This window comes from Streptomyces sp. NPDC104106, assembly GCF_055584345.1.
Window position 1 is genome coordinate 1 of sequence record NZ_JBVJMF010000040.1, and the last position, 16,752, is coordinate 16,752.

At 68.3% G+C, this 16,752-nt stretch carries 15 protein-coding genes and 2 pseudogenes; 10 read left to right on the forward strand and 7 right to left on the reverse strand.

Annotated elements, in window-relative coordinates:
* The first annotated feature begins 242 nt into the window (after positions 1-242).
* Entirely contained in the window at positions 243-446 is a 204-nt protein-coding gene (locus ACZ60X_RS43500) for a group II intron maturase-specific domain-containing protein (RefSeq protein WP_469611315.1), read from the forward strand.
* Here ACZ60X_RS43500 and ACZ60X_RS43505 read toward each other — a convergent pair.
* A pseudogene (locus ACZ60X_RS43505) lies at positions 438-1,120 on the reverse strand (IS5 family transposase); the annotation flags it as partial. The gene ACZ60X_RS43500 and the pseudogene ACZ60X_RS43505 sit on opposite strands and share 9 nt — an antisense overlap.
* A 378-nt stretch (positions 1,121-1,498) precedes the next feature.
* Between ACZ60X_RS43505 and ACZ60X_RS43510 the strand changes: the two are divergent.
* A complete protein-coding gene (locus ACZ60X_RS43510) occupies positions 1,499-2,422 on the forward strand; it encodes a hypothetical protein (RefSeq protein WP_469611317.1) in 924 nt (307 codons plus the stop codon).
* A gap of 89 nt (positions 2,423-2,511) precedes the next feature.
* Positions 2,512-2,808, forward strand: a complete 297-nt coding sequence (locus tag ACZ60X_RS43515; protein ID WP_469611319.1) for a hypothetical protein — start codon at positions 2,512-2,514, stop codon at positions 2,806-2,808.
* 241 nt (positions 2,809-3,049) lie between these two features.
* Here ACZ60X_RS43515 and ACZ60X_RS43520 read toward each other — a convergent pair whose 3' ends face one another.
* The 4 genes from ACZ60X_RS43520 to ACZ60X_RS43535 form a co-directional block, all read right to left on the reverse strand.
* Positions 3,050-3,454 carry a DUF2690 domain-containing protein gene (locus ACZ60X_RS43520; protein ID WP_469611321.1) on the reverse strand — a complete coding sequence of 135 codons (405 nt, stop codon included), beginning with the start codon at positions 3,452-3,454 and terminating at the stop codon, positions 3,050-3,052.
* Positions 3,455-3,746: 292 nt separating this feature from the next.
* A complete protein-coding gene (locus ACZ60X_RS43525; RefSeq protein ID WP_469611323.1) occupies positions 3,747-4,181 on the reverse strand; it encodes a hypothetical protein in 435 nt (144 codons plus the stop codon).
* Between the two features lie 13 nt (positions 4,182-4,194).
* On the reverse strand, positions 4,195-4,656 hold the full coding sequence (locus tag ACZ60X_RS43530; RefSeq protein WP_469611325.1) for a hypothetical protein: 462 nt from the start codon (positions 4,654-4,656) through the stop codon (positions 4,195-4,197).
* 61 nt (positions 4,657-4,717) lie between these two features.
* A complete protein-coding gene (locus tag ACZ60X_RS43535; protein WP_469611327.1) occupies positions 4,718-5,767 on the reverse strand; it encodes a GH25 family lysozyme in 1,050 nt (349 codons plus the stop codon).
* Between the two features lie 505 nt (positions 5,768-6,272).
* On the opposite strand from ACZ60X_RS43535, the gene ACZ60X_RS43540 reads away from it, so the two are divergent.
* Together ACZ60X_RS43540 and ACZ60X_RS43545 are read left to right on the forward strand one after the other, a co-directional pair.
* Complete coding sequence (locus ACZ60X_RS43540) at positions 6,273-10,055, forward strand: nSTAND1 domain-containing NTPase (protein WP_469611334.1); 3,783 nt, start codon at positions 6,273-6,275, stop codon at positions 10,053-10,055.
* Between the two features lie 331 nt (positions 10,056-10,386).
* Positions 10,387-10,596, forward strand: coding sequence for a transposase (locus tag ACZ60X_RS43545; RefSeq protein ID WP_469611338.1), 210 nt, complete (start codon positions 10,387-10,389; stop codon positions 10,594-10,596).
* On the opposite strand, the pseudogene ACZ60X_RS43550 reads toward ACZ60X_RS43545, so the two are convergent.
* Positions 10,591-10,887 (reverse strand): annotated as a pseudogene (locus ACZ60X_RS43550) (hypothetical protein); the annotation flags it as partial. The gene ACZ60X_RS43545 and the pseudogene ACZ60X_RS43550 overlap by 6 nt on opposite strands.
* Before the next feature lie 395 nt (positions 10,888-11,282).
* Here ACZ60X_RS43550 and ACZ60X_RS43555 point away from each other — a divergent pair.
* The 5 genes from ACZ60X_RS43555 (at position 11,283) to ACZ60X_RS43575 (ending at position 15,254) form a co-directional block, all read left to right on the forward strand.
* A complete protein-coding gene (locus ACZ60X_RS43555) occupies positions 11,283-11,429 on the forward strand; it encodes a hypothetical protein (protein WP_469611340.1) in 147 nt (48 codons plus the stop codon).
* A 46-nt stretch (positions 11,430-11,475) separates the two neighbouring features.
* The gene (locus tag ACZ60X_RS43560; RefSeq protein ID WP_469611342.1) at positions 11,476-12,714 is read left to right on the forward strand and encodes a cupin domain-containing protein; all 1,239 of its coding nucleotides are present in this window, start codon (positions 11,476-11,478) and stop codon (positions 12,712-12,714) included.
* Positions 12,715-12,735: 21 nt separating this feature from the next.
* Positions 12,736-14,511 (forward strand): ABC transporter ATP-binding protein, encoded by a 1,776-nt coding sequence (locus ACZ60X_RS43565; protein WP_469611344.1) that lies wholly within the window; start codon positions 12,736-12,738, stop codon positions 14,509-14,511.
* Positions 14,512-14,585: 74 nt separating this feature from the next.
* Entirely contained in the window at positions 14,586-14,909 is a 324-nt protein-coding gene (locus ACZ60X_RS43570) for a hypothetical protein (RefSeq protein ID WP_469611346.1), read from the forward strand.
* Positions 14,910-14,978: 69 nt separating this feature from the next.
* Positions 14,979-15,254, forward strand: a complete 276-nt coding sequence (locus ACZ60X_RS43575) for a hypothetical protein (RefSeq protein ID WP_469611348.1) — start codon at positions 14,979-14,981, stop codon at positions 15,252-15,254.
* Between the two features lie 552 nt (positions 15,255-15,806).
* Here the strand turns inward: ACZ60X_RS43575 and ACZ60X_RS43580 are convergent.
* A protein-coding gene (locus tag ACZ60X_RS43580; RefSeq protein WP_469611350.1) for an IS5 family transposase occupies positions 15,807-16,615 on the reverse strand; the annotation gives its coding sequence in 2 pieces (ribosomal slippage) (positions 15,807-16,265 and positions 16,268-16,615; 807 coding nt in all).
* Between the last annotated feature and the right edge of the window lie 137 nt (positions 16,616-16,752).

Sequence of the window (16,752 nt, forward strand, 5' to 3'; positions counted from 1 at the left end):
GGCTGCGCGGCCTCGTCGGGGCATTGCGACCGGCGAGTGCATGCGCTGACCTCGTGGGGCAAACGAGAGCGCCAGGGACTGGTGAAACGGCTCGGGATGCGATTGCACCCGGAGAAGTCCGGGATCATCTGCCTCACCCGAGGCGGGCAGGGCTTCGATTTCCTCGCTTCCACCACCGGAAAGTCGAATCGTGGAAATGGCGAGGCAGGCTCTATCTGCGTCGTTGGCCTTCGGCGAGAGCAATGCAGGTGCTGCGGGACAAGGTCCGCGCAGCGACTGCCCGCTCGAAGACCGAACCGCCGGTGTCGGCTGTGGTCGCCGATCTCAACCCTGTACTGCGGGGCTGGGCTGCGTACTTCCGCAACGGGAACTCCGGGCGGAAGTTCAACGCGGTCGACGGCTACGTCCACGAACGGCCGGCCATCTTACTGATCGTTTCAGAATGAGGTTCGTAGGCGGCGGAGGCATATGAGGTTGCAAGCCAGTTCGAGCAGGCCCTGGTGGATGTCGGCGCGTCTTTCGTAGCGGATGCGGAGTCGCTTGAACTGGTGGAGCCAGGCGAAGGCGCGCTCGACCACCCAGCGGACCTTGCCCAGTCCGGAGCCATGGGCGACACCGCGTCGGGCGATCACGGGCTTGATGCCGCGTTTCCACAGCAGGCGACGGTACTTGTCGAAGTCGTAGCCCCGGTCGGCGTACAGCCGCCGGGGCCTGCGACGGGGGCGCCCCCGCACACCTCGTATCGACGGGACCGCGTCCAGCAGGGGCAGGAGCTGGGTGACATCGTGCCGGTTGCCGCCGGTGAGTGTGACGGCGAGCGGTGTCCCGTGACGATCGACGATCAGATGGTGCTTGGAGCCGGGGCGGGCTCGGTCGACGGGCGAGGCACCGACGTGATCGCCCCTTTCAAGGCCCGGACGTGCGAACCGTCCACGGCGCTGTCGTCCAGGTCCAAGAGCTCGGCGCGGCGCAACTCGCTGAGCAGGGCGGCGTGCAGGCGGGGCCATACACCGGCCTCGGTCCAGTCCCGCAGCCGGCGCCAGGCCGTCACTCCGGAGCAGCCCACCGTCTCCGCGGGAACATCGCGCCAGGCGACACCGGTGCGCAGCACGTACATGACTGTGGGTGCCGATAAATCATCTGGCCTGGTCAAGCGGTACGTCGGTACTCATGAAGGGTTCCGCTGAGTAAGCCGACACCAGCGAAGCAGAAGGAAGCCCGGACCGCCCCCCACCGCGCCGCGGTGAACGACCTGCGGCGCCACGGCCTGGCCGTAGCGGCGGCCGTACGCGGGGAGGGGAGGAGACCCGGCTGCTCACGAAGGACGGTCTGGCCGCCGCCGCGATCGACCTAGACCGCGAGGTAGAGGAGATGGGCAGCATGCCCAAGAGCGCGATCGCTCCGGCGCCTCGCACCCAATGACGGTGAACGAGACGGTCATCGCGTTGATCCGCCCGAAGCCGAACCTGGACCTGGTCGTGGGGGAGCCGGCCGAGCGGTGGCCGCCGCCAAGGCCGCCGTCGACGCGCCCGACGGGATCCGCACTCTCGCCTCCTACGCCACCGAGGTCGCGCTCCCGGTGAAGGGCACCTGGAAGAACCCCGCGATCGGCAGCGCCCGCGCCGACGTCGTCCTGACCGCCCCGGAGGCCGGGGTGCCGCTGCCGTTCATCGACGTCGACAACTGCGCCGAGGAAGCCGTCCTCATCGCGAGGAAGTTCGACAAGTACGCCCGGTTCTTCCAGCGGCAGGAGAAGGACACCGACGGCATCGAGAAGCCGATGTGGCGCACCCGCTGGTCCGCACCCGCCTGTGATGAGTACGAGCGGGTGCACCAGCCGGTCCTGCTCGTCTTCCACCAGGCCGGCCAGCGCTCCGCCAAGAGGCAGATGGCCAGGGTCGCCGACCTCACCCGCCACCACGGGCAGGGACGGTGGCATTCCGAAGGCGGCTACCACTCCTACGACCGCTGCATCCCGATCGTGGCGACCGCGCTGGAGGAGCTGCGCGAACACGGCCCGGCCGGGCCCGCCTTCTGGCGCTTCGGCCGCGACCACCGCCAGCCGCTGCTGGACGCGATCGGCAATGCCCGCCGGGACGCCTACCTCGCCCGCTGCCGCCAGGCCGCCAGGGAAGAACAGCGGCGCCGTGCGGAGCGGGAGGCGCGGCGGCCGGTGTGCGCGGACTGCGGGCAGAAGTTCACCGACGCCAGGTGGGAGACGATCGGTAACACCCGGGACTGGAGCACGCGCCAGTCGCACCTGCACCTGTGCGAGGACTGCCAGGACCGGGCCGTCGCAGCACAAGCGCAGGCCGAAGCCGATGAACGCGAGCGCCAGGAGCAGGAGCGCCTGTGCCAGGAGGCAGAGGAACAGGCCGCCGCGCAGAAGGCCGGCGGCTGGCTCTCCCGATTCCGCACCTGACCCTGGCAAGCCGCGGCCACCGACCACGCGGGAAAGAAGGCAGCCCTGGGCAAGCCCGCGTTGTCGGTGGCGGCTGCAACGCTGATCAGATGAACGGCGATGAGCAGCTGCTGAACGGCCGGGTCTACGGCGCGGAACACGACGACCCCAACCCCGGCCCGCTCCCACACCGGACCTACGCCGAACTGGTCGGCGGGCCGCTGGGCGGCCTGCTGCTGGACATCCACGGGTGGCGGACCGAAGAAGTCGACGACGGTGTCGCCCTGTCCACCGAACTCGGACGGTGGCCCGGCGGCCGCGCCTTGTACGATCCACGCCCCGGCGAACCCCGCACGCCCGGCTCGGGTGTGAGCTGCCGCTTCTACTACTCCGGTGACACACCCTGACCACAGGCCCGACCACGGCACCGGGCGCTCCGACCAAAGACCCCACCGCGGCAGGTCAGGAGTCGGTGATGTGGTCGAACCCGCTCAGCATCGGCGTCAGCTCCTGAGCGCACCGCACAGCGTGCACAGCCGCCTCCCCGGGTTCTCCGCGACCGCCAGGGCGTGTTCGTCGGGAGCTGGGGCTGGCGGCGGTGGCACGGTCAACGGCCCGGGGTGGACGAACGCGGGGCCGGGGCGAGCATCAGTAGCTGTGGGTGCAGTCGACGTTCCCGCTCCACGTACCGCACGCCCACGCCTGCACGTCCTTGTCGTTGACCATGACACTGAAGAAGCGGCCGCTGCCGTACGTGGTGTACTGCCTGCCCTGGTCGTTCTTGATCTGGATCTTGGAGCCGGACGGGGCGCTGATCACGAAGCGGCCCCAGGCGGCGCGGCACGAGGGGCTGTAGCGCAGCTCCATGGCCGTGATCGGGCCGCTGCCCTCGGCCACCGTGCGGGCGTCGTTGGCGCAGGTCGTACTGGCGGGGTTCAAGCCGTTGCAGGAGGAGCCGTAGCAACTGGTGGTGGCGGAGGCGGAGGGCGCGCCGGCCAGGCCGCCGGCCAGCAGCGCTCCGGTGCCCAGGAGGACGGCTGCGAGGTGCTTCATGGGATGCCTTTCCGGTTCGGGTCGGAGATCATGAGCTGGCGGCCGAGGTGCAGGCGGAGCTGCCGCCGCAGTAGGTGATGTCCCAGTGATTGCTTTCGCGGGCGTAGACGTTGCCCGCCGGGACAGCTAGCGGCCGGAGCCCCGGGGCGTTCACCGCCACCCGCCTGCTAGGTAGAAGGGCTCACCAGAGCGCACCGGCCGGATGGTCCTGGTCGTCCACGCGGCCCCGGCGATCGTCAGTGGTGGGGCCGGACACGAACCCCCGTTCGGCCCCACCACTCATCTGGACGGTTCAGAGGATGCGCATACTCGTGGCCGTGTAGTTGCCGTTGTAGTACATGTTTACCCACGCCTGGCTGAGGCCGCTGTGCCCAGCGCAGTAGGCGTACGACCAGCGGGTGTCGCCGGCCCACCGCCGTGCCCCGCTTGTCAGGGTCCCGTCCATGCATTGTGCGTGAGTCTGGTAAGACCAGTTCGGGCCTTTGCCGTCGCAGAAACCGCCAGCGGTGTTGCGGTCGTGCCAGGCGCCGGTGCGCTCGTCGCAGGAGTACCACCCCGATGCGGTCGCAGAGGCACCACTGACAGCATGGGCGACGTCGCTCGTCTGTGACGCGGTGTACTGCTGCTGGATGCCGTCCGCCTCGGCGGAGCCAACGCTCGTCAGGGTGAGGCCGCCGGCGAGGGCCGCGCCCGCTGTCGTCAGAGCGATCCGCTTGAGTACATTCACTGTTTCGTTCCCTTCATCGCTGATGTGACTGGGGAGGTGCCGTTTCCACTGCCGCCTCAAGGAGCACGCAGTGCAGCACGAGCCCGCCCTGTTCCGGCCCCCAGTGGTTGCTTTCGCGGGCGTAGACGTTGCCCGCCGAGGAGCGGTAGCGCACCGCCCCGCCACCCCGGTTGGAGATGTGGGTGAAGCTGCTGGTGATGTAGTTGCTTACGCTCGTTTTCGGGGTGATGTCGGCCTTGTAGCCGTTGTAGTGGCTGTACATGCCCGAGGCATGCCCCACCTCGGCGCCGCCCGTGAGGTTGATTGGGCAGCCACTGGCCCTCTTGAGGGTCACGAGACCGTCGATGGTGGCTTGGTTGATCTGCTCGAACGACGTGCAGGTGGAGTCGAAGCGGGTGGTGCAGTTGCCACTGGAGCGGCACCGAGGGCCCCGGCGACGAGGCCGAGACGGCGCATGCCGCAGATGTTGGTTCACGGCGACCTCTCCTTTGGCTGCGGTCCGCGGGCCGGCAGGGATTTTTGGGGCGCGGCGGGGTTTAGTTGACCAGCGCCAGCCATGTGTTGGGGCCGACGATGCCGTCGGGGGTCAGGTGGTTGCGGGTTTGGAAGGCGACTACGGCGTCATGCGTGGCCGCTCCGAAGGAGCCGTTGATCGGCACCGCCGCGCCATGGGCTTTCAGTTCGGCTTGCACCGCGCTGACGGCCGGGCCGTGGTCGCCTTTCTTGACGGTGGTGATGAGGGCTTGCCATGTGTTGGCGCCGACGATGCCGTCGGGGGTGAGCTGGTTGCGGGTTTGGAAGGCGACTACGGCGTCATGCGTGGCCGCTCCGAAGGAGCCGTCTACAGACAGTGCCGCGCCATGGGCTTTGAGGAGGTACTGGATGGTGGTCACCTGTCGGCCGCTGTAGCCCTGCTGGACGACCGGCCATGCGCTTGCCGGTGGCGACGGTGGGGGCGTGTAGGTTCCGTTGGCGGCGAGGTTGCGCAGGTCCTGCCTGGTGCCGTTGAAGACGTCCTGGTCACCGGGAAAGGTGCCGGAGTCGGAGGTCTGCCAGAAGGCGTACGTGGACCAGCCGTTGGGCAGTGGGTGCGGGGTTCCGGTCCAGCTGCCGATCCAGATCAGGTTGGTGGCGGCGAAGGCAGAGGAGTTTCCGGTGCACTGCGACCACCACGAGGTGTTGGTGTTGATCACCGGGTTGCGGCCGGTGCGGCGCCGGTATTCGGTGTCGAATGAGGCGATCCAGCCGACCATCGCTGCCGGGCTGACGCCGTAGCAGGCGGGCAGGTCCGGTGTGGCTTCGATGTCCAGGACGCCGGGAAGCGTCTTGCCGTCCGGCCGCCAGGTGCCTCCGTGGTCGACGAAGTAGTCGGCCTGGGCGCTACCGGAGGACTTGTCCGGCCTGGCGAAGTGATAGGCGCCGCGGATCAGGCCGACTTCCGCCGCGCCGTCATACTGCTGGGAGAAGCGGGAGCTGATGTAGGAGGTTCCCTCGGTCGCCTTGACGTAGGCGAAGGAGGCTCCGTCGGCGGCGACCGCGGACCAGTCGACGGTCTCCTGGTAGGCGCTGACGTCGAGTCCTCGCACGGCAGTATCCGCGGCCTGCCGCGACTGCGTCTCCTGGGTCGTCGCTGATGCCGTGACCGGTGCGACAAGCAGTGCCGCCGTGACGGTTGCCGCGGTCAGCGCGCCGCGTAACCCAGCCTGCGTACCGCGTCTGATACGGGGCGATGCGCCCTGGGCGTATCGGGGAGTTCGACGGAGAAGCGTCATCCGGGGGATTCCTTTCACTCGTCCGTGCACTGCCTCCGGCGGACCGCGGGCCTTGCCTCTGCCCTTGTGAGCGGTGGACGGGGGCCCACGGCCCCAGCCGTAGAGGGCGTCAGCCGTCGTCGGCCTGCCGGCTGGCGTCCCGGGACATGCTTCTGGGCCGACCCGTTGTTGCGCACCCTGCATCGCCCCGTGCAACAAAACGCCGCGTCAGGCCGCCCGTAAGGGCCGGTCGGCTGAATGACGCTGTTCAGGGATGCGGCGGTGGCGAAGCCGGTGCGACTGTTGTCTCTCACTGTTCGCGTTGACCATGGGGGACAGGATGGGGCGTCGTGAGGGACCGCTGGATCCGGCGGCCGGGCCGGTCCAGCGCTTCGCGTTCGACTTACGGAAGCTCCGCCAGGAGGCCGGAGGGCCGACCTACCGGGCCATGGCCCAGCAGACGGGCTATTCGGTGGCCACCTTGTCCAGGGCGGCCGCAGGTGGCCAACTGCCCTCGCTGGAGGTGGCCCTGGCCTATGTGCGGGCGTGCGGTGCGGACCCCGAGGAATGGGAGCCGCGCTGGCGGGCGGTGGCTCGGGAGGTGGCCGCCGAGCCGGAGGATGCCGATGACACGGATGCCCCGTATCGAGGGCTGGCCCGCTTCGAACCCAGTGATCGGCATCTGTTCTTCGGGCGTGACCAGCTCGTGGCCGGACTTACCGAGCGGGTGCGGGTCTGCCGCATGGTCGCGGTGGTGGGCGCGTCCGGCAGCGGCAAGTCCTCCCTGCTGCGCGCGGGGCTCCTCCCGTCCCTCCAAGACCAGCAGTCATCGGAGTGCCGGCTGGCGGCAATACGGATCCTTACCCCGGGGCCGCGCCCGTCGTCCACCCACGCGCGAGCGTTGACGGCGAGTGAGAGTGCCGGCGATACGGTGGTCGTGGTCGACCAGTTCGAGGAGCTCTTCACCCTGTGCTCGGACACAGCGGAGCGTGCGGCATTTCTTGACCTGCTGGTGAGCGCGGTGGAACCGGAGAGCAGACTGCGGGTGGTGATCGCGGTGCGAGCGGACTTCTTCAGCCGCTGCGCCGAGCATCGCCTGCTCGCCGCCGCCCTCACCGACGCCACCTTCCTGCTCGGCCCCATGGGGTCGGCCGAACTGCGCGACGCGATCGTCAAACCCGCCGCGGCCGCGGGGCTGATCGTGGAGCGCACGTTGACGGCGAGGATCGTGGAGGACGTAGCCGAGGAGCCCGGCGGACTGCCGCTCATGTCCCACGCGTTGCTGGAGACCTGGCGCCGCCGCAGAGGCCGCACCCTCACCCTGGCCGCCTACGAGGCCGCAGGCGGTGTACACGGCGCCCTCACCCGCACCGCCGAAGAGCTGTACACCCGCCTCTCGCCGGAACGTGCCGAGGTCGCCCGGCGTATCCTGCTGCGCCTGATCACACCCGGCGAAGGGGCCCAGGACACCAGCCGTCCCGCCGAGCACGCCGAACTGCAGGCGCTCGGCGCCACCGGCCGGCCCACCGACACGGCCTCGGTACTGGAGCAACTGGCCCGGGCGCGGCTGGTCACACTCGACGGCGACATGGTGCACCTGGCGCACGAAGCGTTGATCACCGCCTGGCCGCGACTGCAGTCCTGGATCGACGGTGCCCGCGAACGGCTTCGGGTCCACCGCCAGCTCACCGAGGCCGCCCGCGCCTGGGACACGCTCGACCGGGATCCTGGAGCCCTGTACCGCGGCACCCGCCTGGCCACGGCCGAGGAGTGCCTCACGGGGTATCGCGGGGATCTCACGCCGTCCGAGGCCGCGTTCCTCGACGCCAGCATCGCCGCCCGCGAACAGGAGCGGCGGCTGGCGGCTCGCACCGCCCGGCGTATCCGGGCGCTGCTGGCCGCGGTGTCCGCCCTTCTTCTGCTCGCGTCGGCGGTCGCTGTCATCGCCTTCCAGCAGCGCTCGCTGGCCCGCGCCGGCCGTGACCGCGCGGTGGCCGAGCAGGTGGTGGCCGAGGCGGGCCAGTTGAATGCGACCGATCCGTCGCTGGCGGCGCGGATGTATGTGGCGGCGCACCGGCTGCGGTCGGACCGGGAAGCCGCCGCGGGCCTGCTGGACACACAGAACATCGCGCTGTCCTCCGTACTGTACGGCCACACCCAGGCGGTGTACGCGGTGGCCTTCTCACCGGACGGGCGCACCCTCGCCACCGGGGCCGGGGACGACACCATCCGGTTGTGGAGCCTGGCCGACCCCGCCCACCCCGTCCCGCTCGGCAGGCCGCTGGCCGGGCACACCGACTGGGTGTACTGGCTGCAGTTCTCCCCGGACGGTCACACCCTGGCCAGCGCAGGCCGGGACCGTACCGCCCGGCTGTGGGACGTCCGCGACCCAGCGCACCCGAGGGCCCTGGGCAGGCCGCTGACCGGGCACCGCGACATGGTCTTTTCTGTGTCGTTCAGCCGCGACGGGCGCACCCTGGCCACCGCCAGCTACGACCGCACTGTGCGGCTGTGGGACGTTTCCGACCCGGCGCACGCCAAGGCACTGGGCCGCCCGCTCACCGGGGCGCAGGACGCTGTCGCCTCGGCCGCTTTCAGCCCGGACGGCCGTACGGTGGCGGCCCCCGGCCACGATCACATGATCCGACTGTGGAACGTCACCGACCCGGCCCGCCCGCAGCAGTGGTCGAAGCCGCTGAGTAACCCCGATGTCGTCTACGCGGTCGCTTTCCGCCGGGACAGCAAGCTCATGGCCAGCGTGGGCAACGATCAGAAGGTACGGCTCTGGGACGTGTCGGACCCCGCGCACGCCAAGACACTGGGTGACCCGCTGACCGGTCACACCGGTACCCTGCTCGCGGTGGCGTTCTCACCGGACGGCCGGACACTCGCCACTGGCGGCGCGGACCACACCATCCGGCTGTGGGACGTCTCCGACCCGCAGCATCCAGCTCTGCTCGGGCAGCCTCTGATCGGGCACACCGGATTCGTCAACTGGCTGGCGTTCAGCCCCGATGGGCGGTCTCTGGCCAGCGTGAGCGACGACCACACCGTACGACTGTGGCATCTGCCGCGCGCCGTCCTAGCAGGCCATCTCGGCAGCGTCACCGGCATCGCCTACCGCGGGGACGGCCGTATATTGGCCAGCGCGAGCGCCGGGAGGGTACGGCTGTGGGACGTCCGCGATCCAGCGCGGGGCAGGCAGCTGACCGAGCTGCCGGAGCAGGACCTCGCCATCCGGATGGTGTTCCAGCCGCGGGGCCGGTTGCTGGCGAGCGCCGACAGCGACGGGACCGTCTGGCTGTGGGACGTCTCCACTCCGGACCGTCCCCGGCGGGCCGGCCTGATCCGCACCGGCAGCGCCGACCAGGCCGATGGCGTGCTGGCCTTCACCCCTGACGGGCATGTACTTGTCACAGGCGGCCCCAAGCACAGCCTCCGACTGTGGAACGTCACCGACCCCGCACGCCCCGCCGCCCTGGGCAGCCCCCTAAGCGGCCACATCAGCTTTGTCCACTGGGCGGGCGTCAGCCCAGACGGCCACACCCTCGCCAGCACCAGCGAGGACGACAAAGTACGCCTGTGGGACATCCGCGACCCAGCCCGTCCCAGGCCCCTGCAGGCCCTCCGCACCGGCGACACAGGCGGCACCCTGTGGGGCGCCTTCAGCCCCGACGGACGGCTGCTGGCCACCGCCGGTGTCGGCCACGACGTACGCCTGTGGAACGTCAGCACCCCAGCGCACGCCTCGCCCATCGGCAGCTCGCTGATCGGTCACACCGGCCGGGTGACCTGGGTGGGCTTCGGCGGGGACGGCCACACCCTGGCCTCCGCCGGCGAGGACCAAAGCGTCCTGCTGTGGGATCTGACCGACCTCACTCGACCCGCCCCCTGGGGCAAGGCACTCACCGCAGGGCACACCCAAGCGATAGAGACGGCCGCGTACCGCCCGGACGGACAGCTCCTGGCCACAGCGGGACCCGACGGAGCGATCGAGCTCACGCCCCTCGGACTTGGCCAGGCAAAACGCCGGATCTGCGCCAGCACCGCCGGTCAACTTACCCCGGCGCAATGGCGGAACTACATAAGGGAAATCTCGTACGCACAGCCATGCCGCGCCTGATGGGTTCTCACCCACCGCCGTCGCCCCCGCGCCGGGCTCCCGCGCTGGGGCGACGGCCGGTTACAAGCTGTTGTCTTTCCGGGCGTGATCGACGCGTTTCCGCTGGTCGGGGATAGGAGTGGTGATCCGTGGGAGTGGTGGCCCGTCGGGTCGTCGCCGCCCCGGGAGGTCGCGAATGCCGTCGGTCGTCGGGCTACTGGAACAGCACGAGCTCGCCGCTCGACGTCGAGTTGACAGGCTGCGCGAGGAGGCCGACAGCATTCAGGCCAAGTTGGCCGCGGCCGAGCTGTAATGGCAGGAATGGGCTATCGCCCGCAGGCGGGTCGATGCCGTGCTGTCTCCGGACGGCGCTGAATTCCAGGAGGGGTCGGTACGGATCGTGATGGGGACTGGGAAGCCGATTCCGGAGGTGGCTGGGGACCTGGGCGTGCATCCGGGAACGCTGCATAGCTGGGTGTCGCGGGCACACCGCAAGGGATCGCCGTCCTCCTCCGCGACTTCGAACACACCACCAGCGCCGAGGCGATGGTCCTGCTCATGACCCGCCGCCCGGCCCGCTCACGCCGTGGGCAGGTGTGAACCGGCCGGACGCCGGCTCTGCCAGCCAGCCGCGTGCCACCAGCCGCTTCGCCTTCGACAGCAGTGCTTCCACCCGCGGCGGCACCACGTCCATATCGAACCCCGCGGCCATCTCCTGGCAGGACAGCGGTCCTTGACCTAGCCGGACACGGTCCGCGAGCGCCTTGAGGGTGCGCTGGTAGTCCACCGACAGCACCAACCAGGCCGGCCCCTCACGCCACACCCGTTACTGCGACTTCGGCTTCGCCGCATCCCGGGCGCCGAGGACAGGTTCGGATCCCGCGGAACCGCGGTGACCTCCGTGTCGGCGGTGGGGCCGCCGTAGCTGCGCTTCCCGGATGCCATGCCCCCAGCTATCCCCTGGTCGCGATCTCCACAGTAAGAGGGGAAGCTCACGTTCCAGCCGACTACGTGGCGCAGCGCGCGACTTGGGCTTTTGTTGCGAGCGGCGATTGGGAGGTGCGCAACAACAAGCTGACCCAGAAACCTGGTGCATGGCCGGCGCCGGACAGCGTCTCGGTCGAGGAACGACGCCGGGCACCCGGATCCATCAAGACCCGCGTCGCTGAAGGGACGTCCCGCTCGGCATGAGCGGGATCACGAGAAAAGTTCGACCCGTAGAGATCTCACGAGAGGAGGTGTTCAGCAATGGCCAAGTCGCTCGACCCGGCAGACATCATCGTCGTCCGCCCCTCGGGGACGGCAAGTCCGCTCAGCAACCTGGACGGCAGCGCGCACCAGAAGGACGACAACAACTGGTTGGACGTGCCTGGGTGGTACGACCAGGACGACTGATCCCGACTGCACGAACCGTGATCCGCATCCGTGAGGAGAATCGTCGATGACCCTTCTTGCGGATCAGGGAGGGGCTGCGCTGTCCGCGCAGCCTTTCTCTGATCTCTCGCGACTCATCCATCCGATCAATCTCGAGGTGTTCCGCCAGGACTACTGGGAACGCCGGCCCCTCCTCGTCCAGCGAGACGACTCGCAGTACTTCACCGATCTGTTGACCTTGCAGGACGTGGATGCGGCGCTGTCCTTGTCCGGGGGGCGGTTGAGCAGCCTCCGGGTCGTCATGGAGGGCAAGGAGACACCACTCACCTCGGTCGCGGCCTCCCGCGGCCCGAACGGAGGCGCCAACGCGCTGGAGGAGCTCTACGCCTCCTACCGGAGCGGCTCCACCGTTGTCCTCAACGCTCTCGAACAGTCCCATACCGGCCTGCAAAGACTGGCCGACACGCTGGGAGCCGAGCTCAGCGCCCGCATCCAGGCCAATGTCTACGTCACTCCACCCGGAGCCCGCGGGTTCGTGTCCCACTACGACACCCACGACGTGTTCGTGGCACAGATCCACGGCACCAAGCGGTGGCGGCTGTCCACACAGCCTCACGAACTGCCCCTGCAGCACGAACTGTACGACAAATCGCAACCGGAGCCCGCCGCCGAGCAGGAGTTCGACCTAAGCCCCGGAGACCTGCTCTATTTGCCTCGAGGGGCAGTTCACTCGGCGACTTCGAACGACACCGCTTCCATCCACGTCACCATCGGTGTGCACCCCCTGCTCTACGGCGAGGTGATCGAAGACGCCCTGCGTCGCCTGTTCAGCCAGGACGTGCGCTTTCGCAGGTCCCTTCCGATGGGATTCGCCCAACAGACGCCTCTGCAGAAGGAGGCCGCCCTCACGGTCGCTGAACTATTGAACGTGTTGCCGACCGCCTTGTCTCCGACGGACATCGTCGAAGACTCGGTGACGCGAGCGGTGTCGATCGCCGGACCGGTCCTCGCCGGCCACCTCACCGACCTTGACCAACTCGAAACCCTCGCCCTTACCACGCTGCTGCGCAAGCGATACCGGCTGCGCTGGCGCCTCACCGTCACCGAGGAGTGGGCCGACCTGGCGTTCCACAACAAGGTGGTCAGGCTGCCCGCCGCGGTCGCGGACGAGCTGCGCTTTGTCGCCGGAAGCGGGAACGAGGGTGTGACAGCGAAGGACATCCCCGGAGATCTGGACGATCCGGGACGGCTGACCTTGCTGCGCACACTGGTGCGCGAGGGATTCCTCACGCTTGCCGATGGGTGAGTGAATGACGAGGGGATTGCGGTGATCGAGGAGTCGCAGCAGGAACAGCACGTCCCGTTGCGTCGGATCTTCAGGCTCTTCCGACCGTACAGTGCCAAGCTGGTTGTGGTGTTCGGCCTGATCGTGATGTCCGCGGTGATGTCACTGGTCTCACCGTTCCTCCTGCGGCAGATCATGGACGTGGCCCTGCCGCAGGGCAGAACCAGGCTGCTGGCCGCGCTGACCGGCGGCATGGTGGGGCTGGCCGCCACGACCACGGTCATCGGTGTCGTCCAGTCCTATCTGTCGCTGTCGGTCGGCCAAGCCGTCATGAACGACCTGCGCAATGCGGTCTACACCCACCTGCATCGCATGTCCCTGGCCTTTTTCACCCGCACCCGCACCGGCGAGATGCAGTCGAGGATCGCCAACGACATCGGAGGGATGGCGGCGACGGTGACCACCGTCGCCACCACCATCGTGGGCAGCATTGCAAGCCTTGCCGGCAGCCTCATCGCGATGGTTGCTCTCGACTGGCGGCTGACGCTCGCGTCCCTGTTTATCCTTCCGATGTTCGCGTGGATCAGCCGCAGGGTCGGCAACGAGCGGCGAGAGATCACCCTCGAACGGCAGAAGCAGCTGGCGTTGCTGTCGACCCTGGTGGAGGAGTCTCTCTCCGTGAACGGCTTCCTGCTCGCCAGGATCATGAACCGCACCGAGACCCTGACCCGGGAGTTCGCGCACCAGTCGCAGACCCTCACCCGGCTCACCGTACGCTCCAGCATGGCCGGCCGCTGGCGTCAGTCAGCCATCCAACTGGTCATGTCGGCGATGCCCGTTCTGGTCTACGCGACGGCCGGCTTCACGGCCAATCACGGTCGGCTCGCCATCTCCCTGGGTACTCTCGTCGCCTTCACTACCCTCCAACAGGGTTTGTTCGGGCCGACCGTCCAACTCCTCCAGGTCGGCGTCACCGTCCAGAGCTCCCTGGCCCTGTTCCAAAGGGTCTTCGAATACCTGGATCTTCCCGTCGACGTTCCCGAACCCGTCCGCCCCGTGCCGCTTCGCAAGCCGCGCGGCCACCTCCGGTTCGAGGGCGTCAGCTTCTCCTATGAAGAACGACCGATACTGCGCGACATCATCCTAGACATCCCCCCAGGCACCCATGTCGCCGTCGTCGGCCCGACCGGGGCCGGGAAAACCACCCTCGGCTACCTCGTGCCCCGCCTCTACGATGCCACCCGCGGACGTATCACCATCGACGGCACGGACGTGCGTGACCTGTCCTACGCCACTTTGGCCGACGTCGTCGGCGTCGTCTCGCAGGACACCCACCTGTTCCACACCACAATCAGCGACAACCTGCGCTTCGCCAAACCCGGCGCCACCCAGGACGAACTGGTGGCCGCCGCCCGAGCGGCACAGATCCACGACCTCATCGCCAGCCTGCCCGACGGCTACGAAACCATCGTCGGAGAACGCGGCTACCGCTTCTCCGGCGGGGAGAAGCAACGTCTCGCCATCGCCCGCACCATACTGCGCAACCCACCGGTGCTCGTACTCGACGAAGCGACCAGCGCTCTGGACACCCGCACGGAAGCGGCCGTGCAACAGGCTCTGGACACCCTCGCCACAGGCCGTACCACTCTCACCATCGCGCACCGACTGTCCACCATTCGCAACGCCGACCAGATCGTGGTACTCGTCCACGGCCGCATCACCGAACGCGGCACCCACCGGGAACTGCTCTCCCGCGCAGGCCACTACGCAGCTCTGCTGGCGCGTAGCCGCAACCTCACAGTGCCCGCGGAATCCTGATCGACAGATCGCCGACCAAAGCATCCGACAGCACATGGCCTCGCTCACGAAGCTATGCAGATAGGAAGAACCTCATGGCGAAGTCGCTCTCCGACAATGACATCACCGTCGTGCGGCCGGAAGGGATGCTCAGCCCCGCACACGACCCGAGCCGAGGCCGCTACGACGACAACGACTCCAACGACGCGGGATTTCAGGACCATCACCGCACCCTCGGGCCGTGGGACGACATGGACTGTCATCTTGCTGCCCCAAACGGGCAACTGGGACGTGGGCAGCAAGGGAAGGGTGCCGTCTGTCTGCGGGGCACGGCCCCCTTTTCAAGTCGGGTCATGCCGATAAGAATGTGCATCTCGGCCGGGACGTGGAAGACGACACCCCGCCGCTCCTTCCTCTGATAGCTTCGGCATAGGAGCGGCAACACACGCCGACTGTCCGCGCTCGCTGCGGAGGCGGGCGTTCACCGCATGGCTCTGCAGAAGCGCCACGCCGATCTCAAGGAAGAGTTCTACGCGCGGGTCCGTACCGAAACGCACCAGACCCCGGAACTCGAAAGGCGGCTTCGCAAAGAGGTCGTCCGCCTGAAGGAAGCTCTCAAGGATTCCAGGGCTGCCGAGGCCGAGTCCCGGCATCGAGCCGAGCAGATGGCCCTCGCGGCAGCCGTCCTCATCCTCCGGCAACCCGTCAGCCAGGACCAACCTGTCCTCGGCAATGTCATCCCGCTCCGCCCGTCCGGCGATTAAAGAGAGCAGGCCGTCACGCGGCGACGTCGCCCCGCATTCCATCGCGGCGGTCACCGTATCAGGTGACGAAGGTCACCCTCGTGTGGCCAGGTCACTCGACTGGCTCAGATATGTCTCAGCCCCGGCGACATGACCAGCGTCAGCAGTCCACCGGGGCTTGCGGAGATCCAGGGTAGTGCAGCCCGCGGTCTGCGGCGAGGTGTGACATTTCTGCGGGCTCGGGGTAGTCCTGACATGCTGCGGCGGCTGTCTTCCTCTGGTTTGGTCGGGGGGAGCCAGCCGCCGTCGTGTAGGTTCTCCGGCCGATCTTCCTTTTTAGTTCTCGATCGACCTGCGGCTTTGCAGCCTGCTCGGGACGCGGCCGGGCAAGATCTTCCACTTCACGTGTCCAACGGTTCGAGGGAACTGCACCAGGAACAAGGGCCGGTGCCGCAAGTGGACGTGGAATCGTGGGTGCCTCGCAGCCGACGAGTCCCATGCGAGCCGAAAATCGCAGGCGATGCAGCCCGTTGTTTGGTCGGGCTGCATGCCTCTTCGCTCTAAGACGCCGTTTCATTTGGTGAGCCGGCGGTGACAGATGAGGGCTGCTGCTATACCGACGAAGGCGAGGAAGTGTTCTGACTTTCGCTCGTGGCGGCGGTGCAGGCGTCGGCAGCCGGCCAGCCAGGACACGGTCCTCTCGACGACCCAGCGGTGACGGCCCAGCCGCTGCGAGGACTCGATGCCTTTGCGGGCGATGCGGTGGCGGATGCCTCGCTTGCGGAGCCATCGGCGCAGGTGGTCGTAGTCGTAGCCCTTGTCGGCGTGGAGCTTGGCCGGTCGCCGGCGACGTGGGCCACGCCGGGAGCGGATCGGCGGGATTCCCCGGACCAGCGGCTTCAGGCCGAGGCTGTCATGCATGTTGGCGCCGGAGATGCCCAGCGACAGAGGTAGACCGTTCCGGTCCGTGATCAGGTGGATCTTCGATCCGTTCTTGCCGCGGTCGGTCGGATTCGGTCCGGTCAGTGGCCCCCTTTTGCGGCCCTGAGGCTGACGGAGTCGATGGCGCACCGCGACCAGTCCAGCTCCCCTCTGGCCCCGAGCTCGTCCAGGAGAACGCGGTGCAGCCGAGCCCAGACCCGGTCCTGGCTCCACCGGGCGAAACGCCGGTAGACCGTCGGCCAGGCAGGGCCGAACACCGGGGGCAACTGCCGCCAGGTGCACCCCGAGGTGGCCACGAAGATGATCGCCGCCAGGCATTCGCGGTCCCCCGACCGCCGTCGGCCACCGCCCTGCGGACGTATCACCTCCGTCGGCGGAACCACCCGCCGGAACAGCGTCCATAACTCATCCGGCACCAACCGCTCAATCAGATCCGTCATGCACGGCTCAACGAATGATCACGCCAAAGGAAACGACCTCTAAGACCGTGTCCTATGTGGTGAGGCGTCGTTGAACTCGACATGGGGCGGGGTACGTGGAGTTGGATTGTTCCGGACGGGTTATGGGAGATCGCGAA

Excerpts from the sequence above, each read along its gene's own strand:
- ACZ60X_RS43500 (WP_469611315.1), top strand. The coding sequence starts at position 243 with ATGCAGGTGCTGCGGGACAAGGTCCGCGCAGCGACTGCCCGCTCGAAG.
- ACZ60X_RS43515 (WP_469611319.1), top strand. The coding sequence starts at position 2,512 with ATGAACGGCGATGAGCAGCTGCTGAACGGCCGGGTCTACGGCGCGGAA.
- ACZ60X_RS43520 (WP_469611321.1), bottom strand. The coding sequence starts at position 3,454 with ATGAAGCACCTCGCAGCCGTCCTCCTGGGCACCGGAGCGCTGCTGGCC.
- ACZ60X_RS43540 (WP_469611334.1), top strand. The coding sequence starts at position 6,273 with ATGGGGCGTCGTGAGGGACCGCTGGATCCGGCGGCCGGGCCGGTCCAG.
- ACZ60X_RS43555 (WP_469611340.1), top strand. The coding sequence starts at position 11,283 with ATGGCCAAGTCGCTCGACCCGGCAGACATCATCGTCGTCCGCCCCTCG.
- ACZ60X_RS43560 (WP_469611342.1), top strand. The coding sequence starts at position 11,476 with ATGACCCTTCTTGCGGATCAGGGAGGGGCTGCGCTGTCCGCGCAGCCT.
- ACZ60X_RS43570 (WP_469611346.1), top strand. The coding sequence starts at position 14,586 with ATGGCGAAGTCGCTCTCCGACAATGACATCACCGTCGTGCGGCCGGAA.
- ACZ60X_RS43575 (WP_469611348.1), top strand. The coding sequence starts at position 14,979 with ATGGCTCTGCAGAAGCGCCACGCCGATCTCAAGGAAGAGTTCTACGCG.